Below are 25,838 nucleotides of genomic sequence, written 5' to 3'. Positions count from 1 at the left end.
TGAGGAAACGTTGTGAAAAATAAAATGAATGTAACTGCCAGTCACTGGGTGTTGATCTTCGCCCTACTGTTTGCAGCGTTTGCTTGCTTTTTATTAGTCGAACCCTATATGAACTCCATTGTGATGGCGTTCATCCTATCGTTATTGATGTTCCCCATTCACGAATGGATCGAGAATAAACTACCAAACCATAAAAACATCGTCGCTTTGCTGTCGTGTATTGTGCTGACGTTTATTATTGTGATGCCGCTACTTTTAGTGTTTAGCGCTATCATGCAGCAAGGAGCTGTGTTTTCGCAAAACTTGTATCAGTGGGTGACTGGTGGTGGTATCCAAGAAGTCATTGCTCATCCTTGGGTGAAAACCGCCCTAAAGTTTATCAATAACTATCTCCCATTCGATGCTATTAACGCTCAGAATATTGCTCAGAAAGCGGCTGAGTTCGCCACTTCATTAGGTTCAAATCTAGTGGCAACCAGCGCTAAAATTCTTGGTGATGCGACGAATTTCCTCATGAACTTTTTCTTGATGCTGTTTGTTTTATTCTTCCTATTACGAGATCACGACAAAATCATCGCTGCGATCCGTCATATTTTGCCCTTCTCTCGCAGCCAAGAAGATCGTCTGTTGAATGAGATTGAAAAAGTATCCAAATCAGCGGTCATGGGATCATTTTTAACCGCCATTGCCCAAGGTGCTGCTGGTGGCTTCGGTATGTGGATGGCAGGCTTCCCTGGGTTATTTTGGGGCACGATGATGGGATTTGCTTCCTTCATTCCTGTTGTGGGAACGGCGCTTATTTGGATTCCTGCCACGGCTTATCTGTTGATAAGCGGTGACACCACTTGGGGCTTATTCTTAGCCGCATGGAGCATTGCAGTGGTTGGCTCGATTGATAACGTCTTGCGCCCACTACTCATGCAAGGGAGCGCAGGTATGAATACCCTGATGATTTTCTTCTCTCTACTTGGAGGGATTCATCTATTTGGTTTAATTGGCTTGATATACGGCCCGCTTATCTTCGCTATCACTATGGTCTTATTCAATATGTACGAAGAAGAATTTAAAGACTTCTTAGACGGACAAGATAACAGCTAGCTACTTTTTTCAGGGAGGGCTTTGTGAGAGAATCCCCTCCCTTTTTACTTCCAGAGATAACTCGTCATGGCAACCTACATCGCACCCAGTCAAATCGCGGAAAGGCAACTCGAATACTTCGCACAAAAACGCGTGTTAGTCATTGGCGAAATTGAAGATCAATTCCCGTTCGAGCTTAGCAAGCACTGTGACAAAGTCACGGTCTTTACCAGTAATTACATTACTTACCGCATGTTAAGCTCCTCAAGCAAAATCACCACTTTGTTTGGCGCTTCATTACCAAGTGACATTGATGCGGATATGATTTTACTGTACTGGCCAAAAGCCAAAGCTGAAGCGCAGATGCTGCTAGAAATGGCGTTGGCGCAGCTTGGTAACGACACAGAAATTGCCGTCGTCGGAGAGAACCGCTCTGGGGTAAAAAGCATTGAAAAAATGTTCAAGCCATACGGACCACTCAACAAATACGACTCCGCTCGACGTTGCTCATTTTATTGGGGAATGTGCCAATCCGCACCAGAATCCTTTGCGCTAGACAGCTGGTTTAAACACTACCAAGTAGAACTTAACGGACTGCCTATTACCGTCAAAAGTCTACCAGGTGTGTTCAGTCATGGTGAGTTTGATGGTGGCAGCCAGTTACTGCTAAATAACCTTCCTGAACTCAAAGGAAAAGTGCTCGACTTTGGTTGTGGTGCTGGTGTAATCGGTGCTTACATGGGACTTAAATATGGCAACATTGAACTCCACATGTGTGATATCAATGCCTTTGCCATTGAATCCAGCAAACAAACGCTACTGGCAAACAACCTTAAAGGTCAAGTCTTTGCGTCAGACGTCTACTCAGATGTCGAACCGGGATTAGACTTTATTGTCAGTAATCCGCCATTTCATGCAGGCCTAGATACTAGCTACTCAGCCACCGAAACGTTATTGTCTGATGCGCTTAATTACCTAACTGACGATGGACAATTAATGATCGTCGCCAATAGTTTCCTCAAATACCCTCCGATCATTGAGAAACAATTTGGTCACTGCCAGACTGTTGATAAAAATCGCAAATTTGCCATCTATCACGCAACAAAATAAGTGACAAACCGCATTACTGGCTGGCGCTCCCGACAAGAGCGCCAACCGATTGAAATTATTTAATTTACTCTCTTCTCCCCGCTATCTTCGATTAGTAAAAATTTATTCCAAACGTTATTTTTGTGTTACTCCACACGATTTACCGCCAACTTACTTGTCAAAGAAAAAAAAGTTATTAGATTGATAGGGTTAACTCTTTCTTAATTCGTCATACTGAGAGCCAAGCGATAACTATGTTCAAGTTGTATCGAAAACAAAAATTCAAGCGGCTACAAAACACCTTGATGATGGCTTTTCTGGTGCTTAGCATTACGCCCTTGACCGTCATCGCTCTATTCTTTCTCAATGCTCATAGCCAAGATCTCAAAGATCAAAGCACCTCTCATTTGGTTTCAATTAGAGATACCAAGAAGCAACAGCTGCTCAACTACTTTCAAGCACAAGAATCCGAAGTCATGGGTTTTGTAAGATCAGAACTTGCTTATGCCAGTGGCGGGCGATTCTATGGTCTGGTGAATGCATTCCAACGCCTTGGCAATGATATAGAACAAGCGAGGCAGCATGCCCAAGAACGTTATATACAAGGTTCAGGTAATCAAGTAAAAACCGCGATCCTACCAGACTCTAGTAGCTACGTAGGAAGTGAGCGCTATCGTCTTCTTCACAAGCGCTACCATAGAGCTTTTATGGAGCATCTCAAACGCTCAGATTTTGACGATATCATCCTGGTTGATCTGGCTGGTAACGTCACCTACTCGGTGTACAAACATCGTTATTACGGCACAAACTTAGAAACGGGTGAATTTTCAACTCAAATCCTTGGCGAAACGTTCGATCGTTTAAAGTCGGAGGTCACACACAAGCGCAAAGAAAACGAAGAATACACCCCAGTTGTCATTTCCGATTTTGCCCTGCAGGATGATCAACAATACGCCTGGCTTGGCGCACCTATCATCCAACAAGGCTACCTTCACAGCTATGCCATGTTCAGGCTCCCCATTAAAGGCATCACTAAACTCATCACAGATGGCAAGCCTGATGATATTGAATTGCTGCTAGTCGGAAGCGACCATAAACCAAAGATACTTGGACTCAAACAAGACACCATAAACAACAGTAACGACGTTATCTCGCAGGCTTTGTCAGGGTTGACTATGGTGGGTAGCTACACTAATGCTAAAGATGAAGACTATTTTGCAGCCTACACGCCCATACAACTCAATGACACCAATTGGGCATTGGTTGCTGAAACACCAGAAGCCATCGCTTTTGCGAGTGTAAGGCAACTCGAAAAGCTGTTTTTTATCGCCATGCTGACCGCGATTGTGCTCGTTGTCATCGCCTCACATTACCTTTCCAACTTTATTACTTCGCCACTGCTCAAGCTGACATGGGCCGCGGAAAGAGCCTCTGGCGGAGACTTAGAACCTTCGATTATTAGCGCTGACCGTAAAGATGAAATTGGTCGACTCGCGTTGAGCTTTGAACGTATGAGACGATCAATAAAAGAGAAAATCGAACTTATTAAGAGTCAGAACCAAGAGCTAGAACAAAATTTAATCACCATTAAAAAGCAAAATGAAGAATTACAGCTAGCCAACAAGCTGAAAGATGAGTTCCTTGCAACTACCTCTCACGAACTTCGCACCCCTCTTCACGGCATGATCGGAATTGCAGAGGCAATGATCTCTGGTGCCAATGGGCCAATTGGTGCCAATCATAAATACCAGCTTGATATCATTGTTAACAGTGGCCAGCGCCTTGCCGGGTTAGTGGACGATCTTCTCGACTATCACAAAATGCGTTATGGCAATTTAGATATTGAGCGTTCCGCTATCAGTTTAACCAGCGCTACGCAATTGGTATTGGAGCTATCACATCATCTACTTGGTGACAAAAAAATCCGAATTATTAACCAAGTCCTCGAGCCATTGCCTTATGTCTCAGCCGATCCACAGCGCTTAGAACAGGTGCTTTATAACCTTGTTGGTAATGCCATCAAATACACCAATGAAGGCAAGATCGTATTGTCAGCCACCGCTATGGATGATCATATTCGTGTGCAAGTTGTCGATACTGGCCAAGGGATTCCTGCCCAGCAGCTTGAACATATCTTTGAGCCACTGGTTCAAGCAGGCCATGATTCCGGCCATTACCGTCAAGGGGCAGGGCTTGGTTTGTCGATAAGTCGACAGCTTATTGAGTTGATGGGCGGCTCTCTTTATGTCAGTAGTCAGCCTCATGTTGGCACGACATTTAGTTTTACCCTTCCTTTAGCGACACAGGAAGAAATAGAGCATATGTCGCAATTAGGTCAAAATAGTCATTTCCATATCGCCGAGCCGACCGAGATCAACCCAGAAGAAGAGGAAGTGCTTCCTGAGAATCCTGATGGGCCAGTACTGCTTGTCGCGGATGATGAGCCAGTAAATTTACGTATCTTAGAGAGCTTTTTAAGGCTAGAAGGCTATCAAGTGAAACTAGCCAAAGATGGCTTAGAAACATTGGATATCATTGAGCATGAAAAACCGGACTTACTGCTGCTGGATATTATGATGCCTGGAATGAGTGGCTTTGAAGTGTGTGAAACCATTCGTGAACAATACGATCATGCCGCGCTACCTATCATTATGCTCACCGCTTTGAATCAATCGGAAGACCGAGTTCGTGGTTTTGAACTCGGTGCTAATGACTATCTTGCCAAACCGTTTAGCAAGCCAGAGTTAGCAGCACGTATCGCCGCTCACCTTCAAGCCAGTAAAGCCGAAGAACGACGCGCTGAAAATCAACTTCTCAAGTATGAAATCAAACAGCGTGCATTGGTTGAAGCTAGCTTGTTAGAAACACAAGGCCGTTTAATCGAGCAACTCGATAGTGCACCAGAAGCCATTCTGTGTATCCGAGAAGACCTCAAGGTACAGTTCGCTAACCAAAGTGCCGGACGTATGTTTAAACGCAGTGTTGAACAGCTCAAACGCTCCAACGTTGAAGATCTGATTGCCCCTAAATTTATCCATTTGTCTCAGGAGCATTATTGCGGAGATATCGATATTTTTGTCGATGATGTACGCCAGCACATCAACACCGACATTCTCACCTTACCTGAAGGCTCAGGACTCAAGAGCATCTATATCTTCGAACAAGGGCAATCCCTTGATCAAACGCGTGTGAAGAATCTTGAAACGGCTATCGATGCATTGTCGCGCTACGCCATTGAAGGTGACAAAGCGAAACTGCTGGAACTCAAGGAACTTGGGGGCGAATTTACTCAATTGGCGGATAAAGCCGTCGACGAAGAGAAATCGCGTCCTGAAATGATGCGTGAGTTGCTAGTCGATACCATGACCAACTCTCTAGAGTATTGGGAAAGTGTTACCGGACAAAGCAAATTTGCCTTTGCTGAACAAAGTGGTTTATGGCGTGTTTATCTCGACCGCAGCACCTTACAGACTCGCACACTGGATAAGTACTTACGCTTGGAAACATTACCCAAAACCCCTCGTTGGCGTACAGTACTGAGCTCCGTAGAATATATACTCGACCATTGTCACCGCCTAGGCCCAGAGCGTGATCATATTGTTGCTCTACGCGACAAGCTGCAAAAGTTGCTGACCAATTAACCTAGATAACATCACTAACTCAGCGCATAAAAAACGGCCACTCAAAGTGGCCGTTTTGCTATTCAGCATAGAGCTCTTAGCAAGCTCTATAATTCACCATTAAGCAGGCTCTTGAAAGATAACTGTGTCTGCTTTTTCTGTGTACTGCCCCATACGGTGGAAGTTTAGATAGCGGTATGTATCTGCTGCTGTTGGGTCAATCTGCTTCATATACTCTAGGTATTCTTCTTTCGTTGGAATCTTACCTAGGATTGCACCGACTGAAGAAAGTTCAGCTGACGCTAGGTATACATTAGCACCAGTACCAAGACGGTTCGGGAAGTTACGAGTCGACGTAGACATAACTGTCGCTTCGTCAGCCACACGCGCTTGGTTACCCATACACAAAGAACATCCCGGAGTTTCGATACGAACCCCAGCACGACCAAAGATACCGTAGTAGCCTTCTTCTGTTAGCTGGTCACGATCCATTTTCGTTGGCGGAGCAATCCATAGGCGAGTATCTAGTTGACCATTGTACTTATCAAGCAACTTACCAGCTGCACGGAAGTGACCAATGTTAGTCATACAAGAACCAATGAAGACTTCGTTGATTTCTGTCCCTTGCACCTCAGAAAGTAGACGAGCATCATCAGGGTCATTTGGTGCACAAAGGATTGGCTGCGTCACGTCTGCAAGGTCAATCTCGATAACATGTGCGTATTGTGCATCGCTATCTGCTTGCATTAGTTCAGGACTCGCCAGCCACTCTTGCATTGCAACAATACGACGTTCGATAGTACGACGGTCACCATAGCCTTCTGAAATCATCCACTTAAGCATAGTGATGTTTGAGTTCAAATACTCTTCGATGGACTCTTGAGACAGTTTAACGGTACAACCTGCAGCACTACGCTCAGCCGAAGCATCAGAAAGTTCGAATGCTTGCTCAACAGTGAGATGTTCAACGCCCTCAATCTCTAGGATACGACCAGAGAACTCGTTGATCTTACCAGCTTTCTCAACCGTCAGTAGACCTTGCTGGATAGCATAGTAAGGAATCGCATGAACAAGGTCACGAAGTGTGATACCTGGCTGCATTTCACCTTTAAAGCGAACAAGGATAGATTCTGGCATATCCAGAGGCATCACTCCGGTTGCCGCCGCAAACGCGACCAAACCAGAACCTGCTGGGAAAGAAATGCCTAGAGGGAAACGAGTATGTGAGTCACCGCCTGTACCAACAGTATCAGGCAGAAGCATACGGTTTAACCAAGAGTGGATAACACCATCCCCTGGACGCAGTGACACACCTGCACGGTTCATGATGAAATCAGGCAATGTGTGGTGAGTGTTCACATCTACTGGTTTTGGATACGCTGAGGTGTGGCAGAATGACTGCATGACTAGGTCTGCTGAGAAGCCAAGACATGCTAAGTCTTTTAGCTCATCACGCGTCATTGGGCCTGTCGTATCTTGCGAACCCACCGTCGTCATTTTAGGCTCACAATAAGTGCCCGGACGAACCCCTTCAACACCACACGCTTTACCCACCATTTTCTGAGCCAGTGTAAAGCCAGCATTTGACTCTTCAACGGCAACAGGGCGGCGGAAAACGTCTGACGGCTCAAGGCCTAGAGATTGGCGAGCACGGTCTGTAAGACCACGGCCAATGATAAGTGGAATACGACCACCAGCACGCACTTCATCAATCAGTACGTCTGTTTTTAGTGCAAACTCTGCTAAGGTTTCACCTGAATCGTGGTTGCATACTTTGCCTTGGTATGGATATACGTCAATCACGTCACCCATATTCAGCTTAGTCACATCCACTTCAATTGGCAGCGCCCCTGCATCTTCCATTGTGTTAAAGAAGATGGGTGCAATCTTGCCACCTAAGACATAACCACCAGCACGCTTATTAGGTACGTTTGGAATGTCATCACCCATAAACCACAACACGGAGTTGGTTGCGGATTTACGAGAGGAACCGGTTCCTACTACGTCACCAACATAAACAAGTTGATGACCTTTTTCTTTTAGTGTTTCAATTTGTTTGATTGGACCGATTGAACCTGGTTGATCCGGTTCAATACCATCACGTACGTTTTTCAGCATCGCTAACGCGTGTACCGGAATATCTGGACGAGACCATGCATCAGGTGCAGGCGACAGGTCATCCGTGTTGGTTTCACCCGTCACCTTGAATACTGTCAACGTAATTTTTTCTTGTAGTTCCGGTTTAGACAGGAACCATTCGGCCTCAGCCCAAGACGTTAATACTTGTTTTGCGTAGGCATTACCTGCTTTTGCTTTCTCTTCTACATCGTAGAAAGCGTCAAACATCAGTAGCGTATGAGACAAGGCTTTAACGGCAATTGGCGCTAGCGCTGCCTCGTCAAGCAAAGCAATCAGTGATTCGATGTTATAGCCACCTTGCATGGTGCCAAGGAGTTCAGCTGCTTTTTCACGACTCACTAGTGGCGATTCGACTTCGCCCTTAGTGACAGCCGTCAGAAAACCTGCTTTAACATAAGCAGCTTCATCAACACCAGGTGGAATACGGTTCTCGAGGAGGTCTAGAATAAACTCTTCTTCACCCTGAGGTGGGTTCTTTAACAGCTCAACAAGTCCAGCAACTTGTTCGGCGTCTAGGGGTCTTGGTACAACTCCTTCGGCAGCACGCTCTTCGACGTGTTTACGGTAGGCTTCAAGCACGACTTTTTCCTCTCATTGCGGTCCCTCCTTAATAATTAGAATTAGGAGTGGACATCCTTGGAAACTTGGCTCTCCCTTGCCTTATCTCGTCATCAAGTAACTGAATCAGCAGTGTCAGAGAGGCCAAACTGTGGGGCGAAGAATAGCAAATTTAACGTTAGATTAAAATCTTATCATTTTGACCAACATTGCAAGTTTGAGTAAAAACAAGCATTTTGCGACTAAATTTGCAGCAAGTCGCTGCAATACTACCCTTCATTTAGAGTATTTATGTTCAACATAACTTGCAGTGATAACGACGCTTAATACGCGGCTCCAATAATCAAATAGAACGATCTCAGCCCAGTTTCTACTTGACCGTACGACAGCATAATAGGTCCAACTGGAGAGTCGATACCAGCAAATACGGATCCTGCCATATACAGAGGTGCATTAGACAGCGAGCGGTCACCATCCCAAACGCCACCATATTCGGCGCTAGCGCCTAAATAAACGGGTGACTGGAACATACCAAAGTCGTTATCGAACCAACGATAACGATACACCAAGCTACCATAGAGCTTGTTTTGACCAATCAAGCTATTACGAGGGATACCAGACATATTCAGAAAGCCACCAAGCTCTCTCGGACTCACGGGCAAGGAATCGTTTTCTGTCTCAATCATTTCATAATCGAACGAGCCAACAAAGGTGTTGCGATTGAAGGTTTTTGCATATTTAGTAGCAATGTTAATTTCGTACGCATTATCAGAAAAGTCTGAGGGATCATTGTGGATACTTTGGTCGCCACTGTCCTTAGAGAGTAAATACTCCAAGTTCACCAACCATCCTTTAGTTGGCAAACTGTAATCATCCAGCGTATCCAATTTATAGTTGACGAAGAATCCTCGGCGGTCAAAGTCGAACTTTCCAGAAGAAGGCAACGGCGATACAAATGATTCACCCGTGGTATAACGAGCACCAATTTTGACCTCCTGCCACAGTGTTGGCTGATAACCGACTGCAAATTCTCCTTCCCATTCACGATAGGTCACCGGAACAAAATCGTCATTGCCCTCAAGCGCTGGATCGACACAGCCATCTTCCGTGGCATTTATCTGACACAGCACATTACGTTTATCACTGTTGTAACGAAGCCCTGCCAATAAGAAGAAGTCTTGGTTGAACATAAAAGGCGAATACAGCTCACCTTCAACACGCTTATCTGTGCCAAAGTCCGCGTTTACCCTCAGCTCAGCACCACGATCATTTAAATCGGTAAAGTTCGTTGTGACACCAATTGAGTAGAAACTGTTGGCATTAAAGTCTTCTTCAAGATAGAAACGAAAGTCCATATAGTTGGGACCCCAAGACTTCTCTTTTACATTAACGACCAGTTCGGTCTCACCATCACTGTCGTCATAGTGGTAGGTAATGAGTTCAAAACGATCCAGCGCATAAAGCTCTTCAATATGTTGTTCTATCTCGTCCGTTTCTAATACCTCACCCGCTTCTAGTCCTAAACGACTTTTTATCAACTCATCACTGTAATGGCTTTGATTGTTAACAACAATTTTATCAACAACATTCTCATCGCCATACACTAGCTTCTTTCGCGCAGCTTGTTTAACGTCAATATAGTGTTGAAATTTAGCACTGTTGACAGTGAGAGCTTTTAACTTTTTCTCATTGCGATAAGCGGCTTGATAACCTAAATCATAAGCCTTCGGCATAGCAGAAAAATCCGTGGTAGCTATCTTGCCTACATCAGGATGCACAAGGATGTCATTGCTATCCAGAGCTTGCATTTGCTCTTCGGTACTGCGACGCACCAAGTAATTGGACAGCTGCTCCCCAACGGTAAAGAAGCTATTGAAATCTTCTCTGGTTTTGTAGTCACTGCTGATATCGACCGCGATGATGATGTCCGCTCCCATCTGTTTGGCGAGCTCGACGGGCATATTGTTGGTCACGCCACCGTCCACCAAAAGATAACCATCTAGCTCATAAGGTGGCAGCGCTCCGGGCACAGACATACTCGCCATCATGGCGTCCACCAGATAGCCTTTATCCAGAACGACAGGCTCTAGTTTTAAAATATCAGTTGCGACAGAACGATAAGGGATGGCTAAATCATCGAATGACTTAAATTCGGGCAGGTTTCCGGTCGTTTTGCGCAAAATACGCAACATATTCTGACCCTGCACGACACCTTTTGGTGCCTCAATCGAACCAAAGTGTAAACCAATATCCGTTCGAATTTGATAGCGATCTTCCGACTCTTTGTCTCGAACTCTGCGTTGGCTACGGTTCACACGATCACGATAGCCGTTATTCCAATCCACGGTATAGATGAAACTCTCAATCTCATCCGCGCTCATACCCGTGGCGTAAAGGCCACCAACATACGCCCCCATGCTAGTACCCGTAATGATATCAACGGGAATGTGCATTTCTTCTAGCGCTTTTAACACACCAATGTGCGCCGCCCCCTTCGCTCCCCCGCCAGCTAAGACCAACCCGATTTTAGGGCGGTCAAGCTCTTTTGCGTTATTCTCGGTATTGTCAGTTGCTAACACCAATCCACTGTTGGAAAGGAGAGCGACGGCTACTAGCCATTGAGTTAGGCGTTTCACATTCATCCCTAAAAGCACTTCTTACTATGGTAAATCCAATATATCAGTTAATTAGCAATTTCTCTTCATAATTACATTTAGTTGAAATCACCAGTCAAACAGGTTTTTTATCCATTGTTTGGGTTGATTGTCACAGGACGCTTTCAGTTTTCCGCCTTCATCCCAAACGGGTAACTCAAACTGACTACCACAATCAAACTCAAGCGCTCCGCTACTTTGTTTTGAGAATCCAATCATGCTGATGTCTTTCGGCCACGGTAACGTCAACTTCTCAGGAATTCGAGCGCTCAAATAATCTGAATACACTCTTAGTGCACCACTCGAGCCAGTGAGTTTTGTGGTCTTATTGTCATCGCGCCCAACCCAAATTGTCGTCACCTCTCTGCCATCAACACCCACAAACCAACTATCACGAGTGTCATTACTGGTGCCGGTTTTGCCTGCGAGTGCCGCCCAAGCAAACTGGCTATTAAGGTAGCGTCCCGTTCCTTCTGCCACCCCTTTCTTCATCGCGAACGTCGTCAACCACGCAGCCTGTTGCGGCACTTTTTGCTGTGCTTTTGGTAAAGAACGATAGAGCACCTCACCATCGACTGTCACCACAGAGCGTAATGCCGACAAATCCGCCTGACGCCCTGAGTTGGTGATCGTTTGGAACATCTGCGCGACTTGATACGGCGTTAACGATAGTGACCCAAGAAACATCGATGGAACGGGTCTAATTTCACTAGCATCAACGCCAAGGCGAACTAACGTATCGGACACAGATTTAATGCCTAAAGACATTCCTAAGCGCACAGTGGGCACATTGAGAGATTTCGCCAGAGCTTGATAAAGCGGCACGTCACCACGGAATTGACGATCGTAGTTTCGTGGCTGCCAAACATTACCTTTACTACCTTTTAAGGTTAGTGGGGTATCTTGAAGTGTCGAGGCCAAATCATATTGTTGCGGCTGCTCTAGTGCCGTGAGGTAGACGGCGGGTTTGACCAACGAGCCTATTGGTCTACTCGCGTTCAACGCACGGTTAAAGCCACTATAGCCAGTGCGCTTACCACCAACCATCGCGCGTATCTCACCAGTATTACGGTCCACGGCAACAGCGGCAGCCTCCAGGCCTTTTCCTGACGTTTTCTCTAATCGAGGAATGCGTTGAGCGATGGCCTTTTCTAACTTGTCTTGAGATACAGGATCGAGAGAGGTAAAGATTCGAATACCTTTGTCGCCGCGCAGCTTATCCCCTAGCTTGCGGTCTAGTTCTCGATTCAGCTGCTGGAAATAAGCAGGTTGACGACTGGCTATTTGCGGATTTCGCTGCAAGTCTAGGTCACGAGATGCTGCCACTTCAAACTCGCGCCCAGTTAACATATTTTGATCCATCATGAGACGTAGCACTAAATCTCTGCGCTCTTTGGCGCGTTCTGGGTGACGAATCGGATTATAGTAAGAGGGTCCTTTCACCATACCGACCAACAAGGCAAGCTGATCGATTCTCAGCTCTTGCAGTGGCTGACCAAAGTACAAACGAGCGGCCAGCCCGAACCCATGAATGGCTTCCCCTCGGCTTTGACCAAGGTAGACTTCATTCAGGTACGCTTCCAAAATTTGGTCTTTGCTGTAGCGATAATCAAGAATTAGAGCAATAAATACTTCGCGCACTTTTCGCCACAGTGTTCTATCGCTAGTTAAGAATAGGTTTTTAGCCAACTGTTGCGTTAAGGTACTGCCTCCTTGCACCGTGCGACCAGCGCGAATGTTGGCAAAAAATGCTCGAGCGATTGCGGTTGGCGAGATGCCATCATGTTGGTAAAAGTCACGATCTTCGGTTGCAAGTAAGGCATCGATCATAATCTCCGGGAATTGATCGCGCCTTAAAAACAAGCGTTGCTCATCGGCTTTTTTCTCGAGCATTCCCAACATTTTCGGTTCAATTCTTAAAAAGCCCAAATCCCCTTTCTTTTCTAAGGACTGAATCCGAGACAAAGTACCATCACTAAAGTACAGCATGACATGACGGTCAGGCTCAGGCCCATCAGCAAACTCAAAAGGACGACGAATTAATTCTATTTTGGTGGAAGACGAAGAGTATTCACCAGGATGACGAGGCTGAGCAACCTTGCGATAATTCAAGACGTCCAATTCATTGCGAAGCTGAGCAATGGTAATCGCGTCGCCAACAGACAAGTTAAGCACTCGCGCATACACCACAGTCGGCAATTCAAATAAACTCCCTTCAAAGCGCTCTTTGACAACTTGGTCAAGGTAATAAAACACCGCACCGAGTGCGACTGCGCCCACCAATGCCAGTTTCCACCCGATGAACAATAAGCGTTTACCCCAACCTGCTGTTCCTTTTTTGTTGCTCGGTTTACGTTTTGGCTTGGTGCTTTTCGCTTTCGGCTTAGCCGCTGACTTTGTAGTGGTTTTTCTTGGTGCTGGCTTTTTACCACTAGGTGCCAGCTTTTTGGTTACTGTCATGAATTCAATTGTCTTTTTGTTTTGTTCGTTGCCTGATGATTCATTGGGTCATCAGGCCAAGGGTGTTTCGGGTAACGCCCTTTCATCTCTTTCTGAACTTCTTTATAAGCGCCTTGCCAAAACGCCGCTAAATCTCTGGTTATCTGCAAGGGGCGCTGGGCCGGAGAAAGCAGCTCCAACACTACGGCCTGTTTACCTTGTGCAATAGTGGGCGATGACTTTTCTCCAAACATTTCCTGTAGCTTCACCGAGAGAGTTGGCGCTTCTCCCACTTGGTAATGAATTGCCTTCCTGCCACCAGAGGCTACTAACAAATGCGTCGGAAGCCACTCATTGAGTCGTTGCTGTTTATCCCAACCTAGACGGGCTTGGAGTGCTTCCATTACATCCAACTTCTTTAGCTGTTTGGCATTGTTGATACCGACCATAAATGGCAACAACCAAGTATCAAGCTCGTTCAGCAATGCCTGCTCAGACATATCCGGCCACCCCTCTTCAGGCAACCACTCTAAAGCACACATCACACGGGTACACAGCGCTTGGGCATTAACGTTCCAATCCAACGCAGCAATACCTTTACGCTTAACATAACCCAGCAACGCAGCTTCAACATCGGCATTTGCTGGCACAGGAATCTCTTTATGATGTACAACAATCGCACCTATTTTACGTTGTTCACTAGCAGTCAAGCGGCCTTTCTGATCATCCCAATCCACGACCGATACCTCGTCAATTAATTGCGGTGCTGTTGTGGCGAGCCTCTCAATATCTAGTGGCAACGCCTTAAAAATCTGGCTACTACTCTGACCTGTTTTCATCAAATCAACGACCGCCAGATAGGATGATTTCGCTAGTGTATGCTGGCTATCTATACTCGCCCCATGCCCATTGGCTAACAAGTAGTGCCCCGATGTCACATTGCGACTTGCCGCTATTCTATCTGGGAATGCAAGCACTGCGACAAATCCGAGTAAAGATTCGTTGATCGCACCTAAAACGAAACGATGCGACAAGCGCTGGGCTAAGACTGTCGCTCTTTGAGAAAGTGCACTGCGACGAGGATGTAAGCCTTGCTGCCATCGCGTCATTGATTGGGTTAGATCCAACTCGTTGCGTTCAGGTTCTTCAATCAAACAACACACCGCGATTGCTGCATTCAACGTTTCAGCCCCCAATTGCTTAGCCTGTAACAGCATACTAGCAAGTCGAGGTTCAACGCCTAATTCATGAGCTTGATGACCTAGTGTGGTTTGCTTACCCATCTCGTCGATAAGCTGCAGTTTTTGAAGCAGTGACTGTGCTTGCTGTAAATGCGTTGGTTTAGGTGGGTCAATCCAAGCCAAATCCATCGCATCAGAACAGCCCCACTTTGTTAGCTCTAATTGCAAGGCTGATAGGTCACTGCGCAAAATTTCCGGCGTACTTTGTTCAAGTTGTGAGTTGAACTGAGTCTCACTGTATAGACGCACGCAAAGTCCAGGTTCTATTCGCCCAGCACGTCCTGCCCTCTGAATTGCTGATGATTGTGCAATACGTGTTTGTTCAAGCCTTGAGACCCCCGTTTTTAAATCAAACCAAGATTGGTTCTCTAATCCAGAGTCCATAACAAGGCGAATACCTTCGATGGTTAACGAGGTTTCTGCAATGTTGGTGGCGAGAACGACTTTGCGCGTTCCAGATTTAGCAGGCTGAATTGCCTTTTGCTGCGCTTTAAAATCCAATTGCCCATACAAAGGACAGACTTGTGCTTCAATACCAGACTCAAGTAAAAGCTCTTCAACTCTTTTGATAGCACCAACGCCTGGTAAAAAGGCCAACAAAGAACCCGACTCACGTAGCATCAAGCTTTCAATGTTTTTTGCCATAAATATAGGAAGGTTGTCATTACGGCTCATCGGTACATAATTAATATCCACAGGGAAAGAGCGTCCACTGGACTCAATATACCTAGCTGCTGGCAATACGCGTTGAAGATCATTGGCTTCCAACGTTGCTGACATCACAATCAACTTCAAGTCATCTCGCAGCGCCTCTTGGCTTTCAAGAGAAAAAGCGAGTGCGGTATCGGCATGTAGGCTACGCTCATGGAACTCATCAAAGATAATCGCCCCCACGCCCGTCAGCTCTGGGTCGTCTTGCAGCATACGAGTTAAGATGCCTTCTGTCACAACTTCTAACTTTGTATCCTTGCTTACCTTACTCTCACCACGTACTCGGTATCCTACAGTTTGACCAACCGCTTCATTACGCTGCGACGCGACGTACATGGCTATATTCCTCGCCGCAATACGTCGCGGTTCGAGCATGATAATTTTGCCGTCTATCAGTCCACTTTCAACCAGCTTTTCAGGAAAGTACGTTGACTTACCGGCACCAGTCGCCGCCTTGAGTATGATCTGATTCGATGAGGAAATCGCTTCAAATATTGAAGGCAACACTTGTTCTATAGGGAGCTGTGACAACGCTTTGACCTTATGTTGTAATGTGGCCTCTCATTCTAATAAAAAATGGCTTCGAAATGCACTTTGATCCTCCTTTAAAGCAAGGAAAGCTAATAAAACGATACAAACGCTTTCTTGCTGATATTTATTTAAGCCACGAAGAACAGATAACCATCCACTGTGCCAACACAGGGGCAATGACGGGTTGTGCGGAGCCTGGCTCTATCGTTTGGTACTCGACTTCTGACAATGCGAAGCGAAAATACCCAAATAGCTGGGAGGTGACTGAAACCGCTTTAGGTCATAAAATTTGCGTTAATACCGTTAGGGCTAATACTTTAGTTGTTGAGGCAATAGAAAATGGCGTTATTGAGGAGCTGACTGGCTATCAATCTTTAAAAACTGAGGTGAAGTATGGTCAAGAAAACAGCAGAATCGATATTTTATTACAAGATAGTGATCGCGCAGATTGCTACATTGAAGTAAAAAGTGTCACACTACTTGATAATACAAGCACCACCGGTCAGGGCTACTTTCCAGATGCACAAACCACAAGAGGACAAAAGCATTTGCGAGAGCTCACAGAAATGGTTCAAACCGGACATCGAGCTGTATTATTTTTCGCTGTTTTGCATTCAGGGATTGAAAACGTGTCAGCGGCACACCATATAGATGCGAAATATTCACAATTACTCAAGCAAGCAAGGGAAGCAGGGGTAGAGGTCATTTGTTACAAGGCAGCGTTTTTTGACAATGAAATAACGCTCTTGTCTAAAGTCGATTTCAGCTAAAAGTGATTTCACTTCACATTGATAAGAACTTTAACAAACTTCATTTGCCACCAGCATTTCTTTTTGCTATAGATACCCGCCTTAAAATTACTGTACGCACAGTTGACTAGGTGTAAGTAGGAGATGCTGCATGCCAGAAACTAAGAAAAAAGCGCTAGGCATCCTAGCCATTGCAGGTGTTGAACCATATCAAGAGAAAGCTGGTGAAGAATATATGTCAGCTGCTCAGATGGAGCACTTTACAAAAATTTTGAGCGCTTGGCGCAACCAACTTAGGGAAGAAGTTGATCGAACTGTGCACCACATGCAAGACGAAGCCGCTAATTTTCCAGATCCCGTTGACCGCGCTTCACAAGAAGAAGAGTTCAGTCTTGAACTTCGCAACCGTGACCGCGAACGTCGCTTAATCAAAAAGATTGAGAAGACGTTAAACAAGATCGAAGAGGACGAGTTTGGCTTTTGCGACTCTTGTGGTATAGAGATCGGTATTCGTCGTCTAGAAGCACGTCCTACCGCCGATTTATGTATCGACTGTAAGACCCTTGCTGAAATCAAAGAAAGACAGATGCAAGGTTAATAAGCGACAAGAAGAAAGGGAGCTAACGCTCCCTTTTTTGATCCAGAACTTCATGCGAAACAAATACTATGTATATCGGTCGATTTGCTCCCTCCCCCTCAGGTCCACTTCATTTTGGTTCTTTGATTGCCGCTCTGGGCAGCTATTTTCAAGCAAAAAGTCACTCTGGTCAGTGGTTGGTTAGAATAGAAGATATTGACCCACCACGTGAAGTTGCTGGGGCGGCTTCGCTCATCTTAAAAACACTCGACACCTATCAGCTGCATTGGGATGGCGATGTCCTTTACCAAAGTACCCGATTAGAGGCTTATCAAGATCAGATAGAACGCTGGATAAATAATCAACAAGCGTATCTTTGTGAGTGCACGAGAAAACAAATCAAAGCACATGGAGGGTATTACTCCGGAACTTGCCGCGATAAAACCTTACCGGCAAGTACCCCATGTGCCGTCCGACTCAAAATGCGCTATCCTGTCGAATCGTTTATTGACCAACGTTATGGTCAGCTTGATATCCCAAAAGCTTTGGCTGAAGAAGATTTCATTATAAAACGCCGCGATGGGTTATTTGCGTATAATCTTGCCGTGGTACTTGACGATATTTATCAAGGCGTGACTGAAGTCGTTCGCGGTGCTGATCTTATTGAGCCCAGCGGTCGTCAAATTAGCTTATATAAGACATTAGATGTGGAACCAGTGAGTTACCTACACCTTCCTTTGGCAATTGATGATAATGGCAACAAATTATCCAAGCAAAATCATGCCACTGCTATTGATTTAGACAATCCAGTACCCACATTACTTAATGCAATGCGTTTTCTCGGTTTCAATATTGATAACAGTATTGAAACCGAAAGCCTTGAGACTATCATCCAGTGGGGTGTGGAAAACTGGCGACTTTTACAACTGCCAAATGAGCTCAAAATCAAACCACCATTCTCAAACGAGGCTCTCTAAGCTATTATAAGCGGCAAATTTCATGCGTCAGGCACGAAATGTACGCCTAATCGTCGTCGTTTCGCGAACCTAAATTGCGTTAATATTATGAATAAAAAAGAAAATTCTCAAAAAGTTCAATCGGTGTATCACGAGCTTTCGTTGCAAACTTATCACCGAGAAGAACACAACATCTCGCGCAAGCAGATCAGCGAAAACGCGTTAAAAGTCTTGTATCGTCTAAATGGTGCAGGATATGACGCTTATCTCGTTGGCGGTGGCGTGCGTGATCTGCTGCTTGGAGAACAACCTAAAGATTTTGATATAGCCACTAACGCAACGCCAGAGCAAATCAAAAAATTATTTAGGAATTGTCGCCTCATCGGTCGACGTTTTCGTCTTGCACACATTATGTTTGGTCGCGACATCATTGAAGTCGCTACTTTCCGTGGGCACCATCAAGAGCAAGAGAAAAATGTCTCTCAGCAGAGTAAAGAAGGCATGTTGCTGCGAGACAATGTCTACGGTTCCATCGATGAAGATGCTGAACGTCGTGATTTCTCGATCAATGCTATGTACTACAACATTGCAGATTACTCGATTCATGATTATGCCGGCGGGATAGAAGATCTTGAAGATCGCCTGATTCGCCTTATCGGTGAACCTGAAGTCCGCTACCGTGAAGATCCCGTGCGAATGCTCCGCGCGATTCGTTTTGCCGCCAAATTGGACTTTGATATTGAAGAAGATACGGCAGCACCGATTGAAGATCTTGCTCCTTTGCTGCGTGATATTCCATCCGCTCGATTATATGAAGAGTCGTTGAAGCTCTTGCAGTCTGGCTATGGATTAGAAACTTACCACTTACTCAGAGAGTACAATTTATTCCAACAGTTGTTCCCAATCATAGCGCCGCATTTTACTGAAGAGTATTCTTCTCGCACTGAGCAAGCCTTAGACTTGGTGTTAGATGCAACCGACGAACGCATCGAAGAAGGTAAGCGTGTCAACCCGGCATTTATGTTTGCCGCTATGCTTTGGTACCCAATGATGGAGTATGCCAACAGACTGATATCGAAAGGCATGTCCGAATACGATGCCGTGATGGAAGCAAGCAATAGCATCCTCGATGAACAAGTGAAATCGACTGCGATTCCACGTCGTCATACCGCGACAATTCGTGAGATCTGGCAACTGCAACTGAGATTACCTCGTCGTTCTGGTAAACGTGCCTACCGACTAATGGAGCTCAATAAATTCAGAGCTGGCCTCGACTTTCTTGAAATGCGCGGTGAAATCGAAGGCGGTGAAGTTGCAGCGCTTGCAAAATGGTGGTCGACTTTCCAATTGGCTGGACGCAACATGCGCCAAGCAATGGTCAATGATCTCGGTGGTTCAAGTGCTCGTCCTAGCTCTCGCCGCAAAAGAGCCCCAAAGAAGCCAAAGAGCGCTGAGTAATGACCACTTGTTTTATTGCCATTGGCAGCAACCTTTCCGATCCCGTCGCTCAAGCAAAAGAAGCGATTGAAGCACTCAAACATTTGCCTAAAAGTGAACTAACCTGTTGCTCTTCGTTATACAGCAGCACGCCGATGGGACCGCAAGATCAGCCTGATTACATCAATGCTGTTGCACAAATTACTACTGAATTAACGCCACTTGAACTTCTCGATTGCACACAGCGAATCGAGCAAGAACAAGGGCGTGTCCGTAAGGATGAGAGATGGGGCCCAAGAACTCTTGATCTCGATATCATCCTTTATGGCAATGAGGTGATCGATTCCGAGCGACTCACTATTCCTCACTACGGAATGAATGAAAGAGAATTTGTTCTCTATCCGTTACTGGAAATCGCACCAAATTTACAACTCCCTGACGGGTCTGAGCTCAAAACCTTGGTGAACAATGTGGCACGTAATGGGCTCAGAGTTTGGCTACCATAGCCAACCCCTAAGTAAGGACTAAAAATGAAAAAAATCACCATCAACGATCTTGTTAAATGGAAACAAGAAGGTCGTAAGTTTGCAACGTCTACCGCTTATGATGCGAGCTTTGCAGGTTTATTCGAAAGTCAAGAAATGCCAGTGTTACTTGTAGGTGACTCCTTAGGTATGGTACTTCAAGGCCAGAACGACACACTTCCTGTAACAGTAGAAGACGTTGTTTATCACACTCGAAGTGTACGAGCAGGTAGCCCAAATTGCCTTCTCATGGCTGATATGCCTTTCATGAGTTATGCCACTCCAGAGCAGGCTTGTGAGAATGCCGCTAAGCTGATGCGTGCTGGAGCAAATATGGTTAAGCTCGAAGGCAGTGACTGGCTAGTTGATACCGTAAAAATATTGACCGAGCGCGCCGTTCCAGTTTGTGCTCACCTTGGCCTAACGCCACAGAGCGTCAATATTTTTGGTGGTTATAAAGTCCAGGGACGTGATCAAAAGAACGCAGATAAAATGGTTCGCGATGCATTGGCTCTACAAGAAGCTGGCGCGCAAATTGTTCTTCTAGAATGTGTCCCACAAGAACTTGCGAAACGTATTACTGAAGCTCTTGATGTACCCGTGATCGGTATCGGCGCAGGTAATGTTACCGACGGTCAAATTTTGGTCATGCATGATATGTTCGGCATTTCCGCGAACTATATGCCTAAGTTCTCGAAAAACTTCCTTGCAGAAACTGGCGATATGCGCAGTGCTGTCGCAAAATACATTGCTGATGTGGAAAGTAGCGCTTTCCCAGACGATGCTCATACGATTGCCTAGGGGGAATCATGCAAACTTTAGCTGAAATTGCTGAACTTAGAGAACAAATAGCGCTTCTCAAGCGTGAACAGCGTCGTATCGCTTTTGTACCTACAATGGGAAATCTGCACGAGGGGCATCTCACATTAGTGCGTAAAGCTCGTGAGCATGCCGATATCGTAGTGGCGAGTATTTTTGTCAACCCTATGCAGTTTGACCGCGCAGATGACCTGAACAACTACCCTCGAACTCTTGAAGAGGATATGTCTAAACTCACGGCTGAAGGAGTAGATCTCTTGTTTACGCCTACACCCGAAGTCATGTATCCACAAGGACTAGACAAGCAAAGTTTTGTTGAAGTTCCTGGCATTTCTCACATGCTTGAAGGTGCTTCTCGCCCAGGTCATTTCCGTGGCGTCTCTACCATTGTGACTAAGCTGTTCAATATTGTTCAGCCAGACGTCGCTTGTTTTGGTGAGAAAGATTACCAACAACTCGCGTTGATTCGTCAAATGGTCAACGATCTTGCTATGAACATTGAAATTATCGGCGTACCTACGGTGCGTGAAATGGACGGTTTAGCCATGAGTTCACGCAATGGTTACCTAACAATGGATGAGCGTCAACGCGCACCAGTGTTAGCAAAAACCATGCGTTGGATTAACAGTGCGATTCGCGGTGGTCGTGATGATTACGCCTCTATTATTGAAGACGCGAGTGATCAATTACGTGCAGCTGGTCTTCAGCCTGATGAGATCTTTATTCGAGATGCTCACAGCTTACAACCTATTGGCAGCGATTCAACGCATGCGGTTATCTTGATGTCTGCTTTCTTAGGAAAAGCACGTCTCATTGACAACCAAGTACTAGAACTGCAACAGCAACAAGCAGAAGCGGAATCAACAGAAGAAAGCTAATACCGCTTTTTGCTGCCCATTAGCACATCGTCATTAGATAAAAAAGGGAGGTCACTGTAACAGCGGCCTCCCTTTTTTTGTTGTTGCTTTTTACACTTTAAAAGATTGAATCTTGCCATCGAGCTCTGCGGCGTTGTTTTGCATCATTTCTGAGGTTTCGAGCAGCTCTGTCACCACTACAACCGACGCTTCTACCAGCTCCCTCACATTAGTCAGGTTTTGATTCATCTCTTCCGCTACACTGCTCTGCTGTCCTGCTGCGGTAGCAATTTGGAAGTTCATATCATTAATCTGGTTTACTTGGTTCACAATACCATCAAGCTCTACCCCCGCATTGGTGACAAGCTCGACACCATCAGCGGCTTCCACCACACTCTTTTCCATCAGCTCAACCGCTGAATTCGCACTGGATTGCAGTTGAGAGATCATCTCTTGAATTTCAACCGTCGCTTGCTGTGTGCGTTGAGCTAGATTACGTACTTCATCGGCTACTACGGCAAAGCCTCGACCAGCCTCCCCTGCACGTGCTGCTTCAATAGCCGCATTGAGCGCGAGAAGATTCGTTTGCTCTGAAATACCTTGAATCGTACCGACCACACTACCAATTGACTCAACGCGCTCTTCAACTTGATTTACCGCCTGAGCAGAAGCGGCAATATCATCCGATAGTTCACTCATTTTGGTCACAGTACCTTGAACAAAGCGTTGACCCGTTGAGGCTTGTCCTGAGGCTTGTTCTGTCAGCTGAGAAGCATTCTGAGCGTGATCTGCCACGGTCTGAACTGTTGAGCTCATTTCGCTCATAGCCGTTGCAAGCTGGTCTATCTCGTGGAATTCCTCTTGAGAAGACTCTTTTGTCTCAGACATGCTTAATGTCATGACTTCGGTTAATGTCGCAAGCTCTTGAGACGTCACAACTTGGGTCTTGATGATATCTTGTAGCTGAACTCGAGTACGCTCAAGCTCTCTCGCCACGTCGCCATATTCGTCTTTACAGTCCATGTTGACAGGCACAGTCAAATCTTTGTCTGCCATACGTTTGATGGCATCACTCAGATATGTGGTCTGCTTTAACATCGTCCTTGCAGCAAATAACAAGAGAGCCACAAACAAGACGATCATCAGCGCTGTTTGCCAAACCACTTGAACTAAGTAGGCTTCATAATGTTGCTGGGCAACTTCTGTGTTTTGAGTTGCTGCAAGTAAAGAATCATAAAATGTACTGGCATCCCACAATTGCTTACTTACCAACAGAACCGTACTAAATATCATTAACATCAACATCTTAGGAACTAAGCGAACGTCCGTTATTACTCGCTCCCAAGGTTTAAATGCCAGTGTGGTCATTATCCGTTCTCCATTATTTATTATATAGTTAGGTTGTTTTACCTAACTTTGAGCTAACGTTATTAACTTGTAAGTCATCTCTACTAGAGGAAGTGGCATGCATGAGACCAAGTTATTTATTTCGAGCCTCGTATGAAAGCAAATGATACCAAAACTGAAACTAAGCCTCTGAGTTTATTATCACTTTTCCTGTCGTTTATGGCGCTATTTGTGATCTCAGCCTTGTTGTTTGCGCCTATCAATAGCGATGAGCGTACTGTCCTTATCGGCCTCGACTTTGTAATCTGTAGTTTATTTCTAATGCAGCTTTGCGTAGATCTGATCCGCTCCACAGATCGTTTGCAATTTATGAAAATTCACTGGATCGATTTCATCGCCAGCATTCCTTTAATCGAACCACTGCGCTTTGCGAGAGTGTTTCATATCTTTCGTGTGATCTTAGTGATTCGCTCAGGTGAAGCCGTGTTAAGACAACTCGCTCGCAACAAACACGAAACAACCATTGCCTCTATCTTGCTATTGCTGTTGTTACTGATATCAGCAGGGGCCGGACTGATGCTGTGGGCTGAAGGCGACGATCCTGAGGCCAATATTCAGCACCTTGGTGACGCCGTTTGGTGGGCATTTGTAACCGTGTCGACGGTTGGCTACGGTGACCATTACCCCGTCACTGGTTTAGGTAAAGCCCTAGCTGGAGTGATCATCATCTGTGGTGTCGGTGTATTTGGTATGACGTCAGGATTAATTACTTCGTTGCTCTCTTCACCAAGTTCAATGGATGAACGACGCTCGAAACACAAAGAACTGATGCTCCAAAAAGTGTTGAACCAACAAGACATCATTCTACGCAAGCTAGAGAAGTTGGAAAAGCAATTGGACTCACTCGATTCCAAATAAAAAAGAGGCATTACGCCTCTTTTTTATTTCGCTTAATGGACCACTAATCTTGCCAATAGGGCTCTGCTTCAATACTGATCTGGCGAGTTTGTTCCATCGCATGCAAAATTGAGCTTTCTTGACGCTTTAACCAACGCTCAAGCTGCTGCTGTTCTTCACCCTCTAATTTGGTCACTAACCCTTCAAGAGGCTCAAGCATCAACAAATCGTCAATTCCTTGCAGTAAGTCTGCCCACGGGAGTCGAAAACTATTACGCTCTTCGCTGTTATAAAGACTCGCAAAACCAACCCCAGTATAGAGATTTCTCATCAAGCGATATTGTTGATCAATATAATCTTGTCGAGTCAGGAGTTTTTCCGGCGGGAACGCTTCTATCAATTCAGCCCAAGTACGCGCAAGTTGCTTAATTGAAAATGGTTTGACGTTTTGTGCCATCTTGTCGCGCGCTTTGTCATCAAGAAACGGCTGCCAACCTCGAGAGAGAATCCAACGACTTAAATCAAGTAACAGGCCGGCATAACGAGCTGAATGAATCAATTTAAGCATGTCTTCACGATCTGGTAGCTCTTGCTCCATCTCTTTTAACTCTGCAACAAGATACTTTCGTGCGTCCAATTTTCTTAGCACATGGCCTTTGTCTTCAAGTAACATTTCGAAGTGATCATAGCTCTTGAGCCAATCAAGTTCCTCTTCCAGCCACTTGAGTTCTTGGCGCAATATGGCGCTAGCGCGACGTGGCACAATACCACCATATACTGTCAGAATTTGGCGAATAAAACTCAACGCATGACTGATTTCGTGCAGCGCTTCTATGGACTCATGTTCAACGTAAATTTGTTCGTGATAATGCCAATGCGCCAAAGCATGCTCGAGAGATTGGATAAAGCAGGTTTCCACACTGTCGCTTTCGACCGTATTGACTAAATCCATGGTTTTAACAGGATCACCTTGATAATCCATCGCTAAGCGGTAACCTCTCGCCGCTTTGCTTAGGTTTCCTAAACGAATGCCACCAAACTCACTCAGTGAGCGAGCTAAAGTGAATAGCGCATCGGTTTGGCCCGATTTTAGCTCTAGTTCAACTTCGCAAATAGGATAGGTTCTGTCACCCGAAGACACGACACCTTGATCGAAAGCCACTTCCACTTGGCTGCCATCAGCCATACCTATCAGCCACTGCTCGCGCGTAAAATCAGTCGCAAAAATTGGCATCAATTCAGCTTGCAGCACATCTATAGTTTTCCCGTGAGGATAAATATCCAACGGATGAAGAGTGAGCAGTGGAGAGTTAGAAGTGTGTTCTGCATTAAATTCTGGACGTTGGTGCAAACCTGCTACTACGCGTCCAGCTGTTTTTACAGTTTGCACAAAAACATCATCAAAACGGCGAATTCTTAAGCCAATATCATGTTGGCGTAACCAATTATCAGGAGTATCGAAGTAAGTGTTTCCTAACTCGCGACAACTGTGCTGAAGTACTTTTGTTTCAGAAATTTTGTTACGTAAAGTTTCTGAAAATTCAGGAGAAACAAAAAACTTCAGTTCTATCTCGGTTTCCATAGTTTTACCTTTCGGGGACACTCACAACAGGATA

The 25,838-nt window shown here is 45.4% G+C and carries 17 protein-coding genes; 11 read left to right on the top strand and 6 right to left on the bottom strand.

Going from position 1 to position 25,838, the window contains the following annotated elements; genetic code table 11:
• Positions 1 to 24: 24 nt before the first annotated feature.
• The 3 genes from VTH8203_RS02620 (at position 25) to VTH8203_RS02610 (ending at position 5,807) form a co-directional block, all read left to right on the top strand.
• The gene (locus VTH8203_RS02620) at positions 25 to 1,098 is read left to right on the top strand and encodes an AI-2E family transporter (protein WP_370739191.1); all 1,074 of its coding nucleotides are present in this window, start codon (positions 25 to 27) and stop codon (positions 1,096 to 1,098) included.
• Positions 1,099 to 1,164: 66 nt separating this feature from the next.
• Positions 1,165 to 2,187 (top strand): 16S rRNA (guanine(1207)-N(2))-methyltransferase RsmC, encoded by a 1,023-nt coding sequence (gene rsmC / locus VTH8203_RS02615; RefSeq protein WP_096992241.1) that lies wholly within the window; start codon positions 1,165 to 1,167, stop codon positions 2,185 to 2,187.
• A 233-nt stretch (positions 2,188 to 2,420) separates the two neighbouring features.
• Positions 2,421 to 5,807 (top strand): response regulator, encoded by a 3,387-nt coding sequence (locus VTH8203_RS02610; RefSeq protein ID WP_096992240.1) that lies wholly within the window; start codon positions 2,421 to 2,423, stop codon positions 5,805 to 5,807.
• 99 nt (positions 5,808 to 5,906) lie between these two features.
• Here the strand turns inward: VTH8203_RS02610 and acnB are convergent, their stop codons facing one another.
• The 4 genes from acnB to hrpB all read right to left on the bottom strand — a co-directional run bounded on the left by acnB (position 5,907) and on the right by hrpB (position 16,059).
• Positions 5,907 to 8,504: a bifunctional aconitate hydratase 2/2-methylisocitrate dehydratase gene (acnB, locus tag VTH8203_RS02605; protein ID WP_096992239.1), complete on the bottom strand. Its 2,598-nt coding sequence runs from the start codon at positions 8,502 to 8,504 to the stop codon at positions 5,907 to 5,909.
• A gap of 302 nt (positions 8,505 to 8,806) precedes the next feature.
• Complete coding sequence (locus VTH8203_RS02600) at positions 8,807 to 11,125, bottom strand: patatin-like phospholipase family protein (RefSeq protein WP_096992238.1); 2,319 nt, start codon at positions 11,123 to 11,125, stop codon at positions 8,807 to 8,809.
• An 81-nt stretch (positions 11,126 to 11,206) separates the two neighbouring features.
• Positions 11,207 to 13,597, bottom strand: a complete 2,391-nt coding sequence (gene mrcB, locus VTH8203_RS02595) for a penicillin-binding protein 1B (RefSeq protein ID WP_096992237.1) — start codon at positions 13,595 to 13,597, stop codon at positions 11,207 to 11,209.
• Positions 13,594 to 16,059 (bottom strand): ATP-dependent helicase HrpB, encoded by a 2,466-nt coding sequence (gene hrpB / locus VTH8203_RS02590; protein WP_096992236.1) that lies wholly within the window; start codon positions 16,057 to 16,059, stop codon positions 13,594 to 13,596. The genes mrcB and hrpB overlap by 4 nt, the downstream gene beginning before the upstream one ends.
• 56 nt (positions 16,060 to 16,115) lie before the next feature.
• Here hrpB and sfsA point away from each other — a divergent pair, with 56 nt between their 5' ends.
• From sfsA to panC, 7 genes are all read left to right on the top strand, one after another.
• Complete coding sequence (gene sfsA, locus VTH8203_RS02585) at positions 16,116 to 16,829, top strand: DNA/RNA nuclease SfsA (RefSeq protein WP_096992318.1); 714 nt, start codon at positions 16,116 to 16,118, stop codon at positions 16,827 to 16,829.
• A gap of 130 nt (positions 16,830 to 16,959) precedes the next feature.
• Positions 16,960 to 17,406, top strand: coding sequence for an RNA polymerase-binding protein DksA (gene dksA / locus VTH8203_RS02580; protein ID WP_096992235.1), 447 nt, complete (start codon positions 16,960 to 16,962; stop codon positions 17,404 to 17,406).
• Positions 17,407 to 17,474: 68 nt separating this feature from the next.
• Positions 17,475 to 18,362, top strand: a complete 888-nt coding sequence (gene gluQRS / locus VTH8203_RS02575; RefSeq protein ID WP_096992234.1) for a tRNA glutamyl-Q(34) synthetase GluQRS — start codon at positions 17,475 to 17,477, stop codon at positions 18,360 to 18,362.
• Between the two features lie 87 nt (positions 18,363 to 18,449).
• Positions 18,450 to 19,799 (top strand): polynucleotide adenylyltransferase PcnB, encoded by a 1,350-nt coding sequence (pcnB, locus tag VTH8203_RS02570; protein ID WP_096992233.1) that lies wholly within the window; start codon positions 18,450 to 18,452, stop codon positions 19,797 to 19,799.
• Positions 19,799 to 20,284 (top strand): 2-amino-4-hydroxy-6-hydroxymethyldihydropteridine diphosphokinase, encoded by a 486-nt coding sequence (gene folK / locus VTH8203_RS02565; protein WP_096992232.1) that lies wholly within the window; start codon positions 19,799 to 19,801, stop codon positions 20,282 to 20,284. Before pcnB ends, folK begins: the two co-directional genes overlap by 1 nt.
• Positions 20,285 to 20,308: 24 nt before the next feature.
• Positions 20,309 to 21,103 carry a 3-methyl-2-oxobutanoate hydroxymethyltransferase gene (gene panB / locus VTH8203_RS02560; protein WP_096992231.1) on the top strand — a complete coding sequence of 265 codons (795 nt, stop codon included), beginning with the start codon at positions 20,309 to 20,311 and terminating at the stop codon, positions 21,101 to 21,103.
• Positions 21,104 to 21,111: 8 nt separating this feature from the next.
• The gene (panC, locus tag VTH8203_RS02555; protein WP_096992230.1) at positions 21,112 to 21,999 is read left to right on the top strand and encodes a pantoate--beta-alanine ligase; all 888 of its coding nucleotides are present in this window, start codon (positions 21,112 to 21,114) and stop codon (positions 21,997 to 21,999) included.
• Between the two features lie 90 nt (positions 22,000 to 22,089).
• Here panC and VTH8203_RS02550 read toward each other — a convergent pair whose 3' ends face one another.
• Positions 22,090 to 23,346, bottom strand: a complete 1,257-nt coding sequence (locus VTH8203_RS02550) for a methyl-accepting chemotaxis protein (RefSeq protein ID WP_096992229.1) — start codon at positions 23,344 to 23,346, stop codon at positions 22,090 to 22,092.
• Positions 23,347 to 23,478: 132 nt separating this feature from the next.
• Here VTH8203_RS02550 and VTH8203_RS02545 point away from each other — a divergent pair, with 132 nt between their 5' ends.
• Positions 23,479 to 24,243 (top strand): potassium channel family protein, encoded by a 765-nt coding sequence (locus VTH8203_RS02545; RefSeq protein WP_096992228.1) that lies wholly within the window; start codon positions 23,479 to 23,481, stop codon positions 24,241 to 24,243.
• A gap of 43 nt (positions 24,244 to 24,286) precedes the next feature.
• Here the strand turns inward: VTH8203_RS02545 and VTH8203_RS02540 are convergent, their stop codons facing one another.
• Positions 24,287 to 25,804: a CYTH and CHAD domain-containing protein gene (locus VTH8203_RS02540; protein ID WP_096992227.1), complete on the bottom strand. Its 1,518-nt coding sequence runs from the start codon at positions 25,802 to 25,804 to the stop codon at positions 24,287 to 24,289.
• Between the last annotated feature and the right edge of the window lie 34 nt (positions 25,805 to 25,838).

The organism is Vibrio thalassae, from assembly GCF_900089835.1.
Classification (GTDB): domain Bacteria; phylum Pseudomonadota; class Gammaproteobacteria; order Enterobacterales; family Vibrionaceae; genus Vibrio; species Vibrio thalassae.
This window is presented reverse-complemented; position numbering and strand designations above follow the sequence as displayed.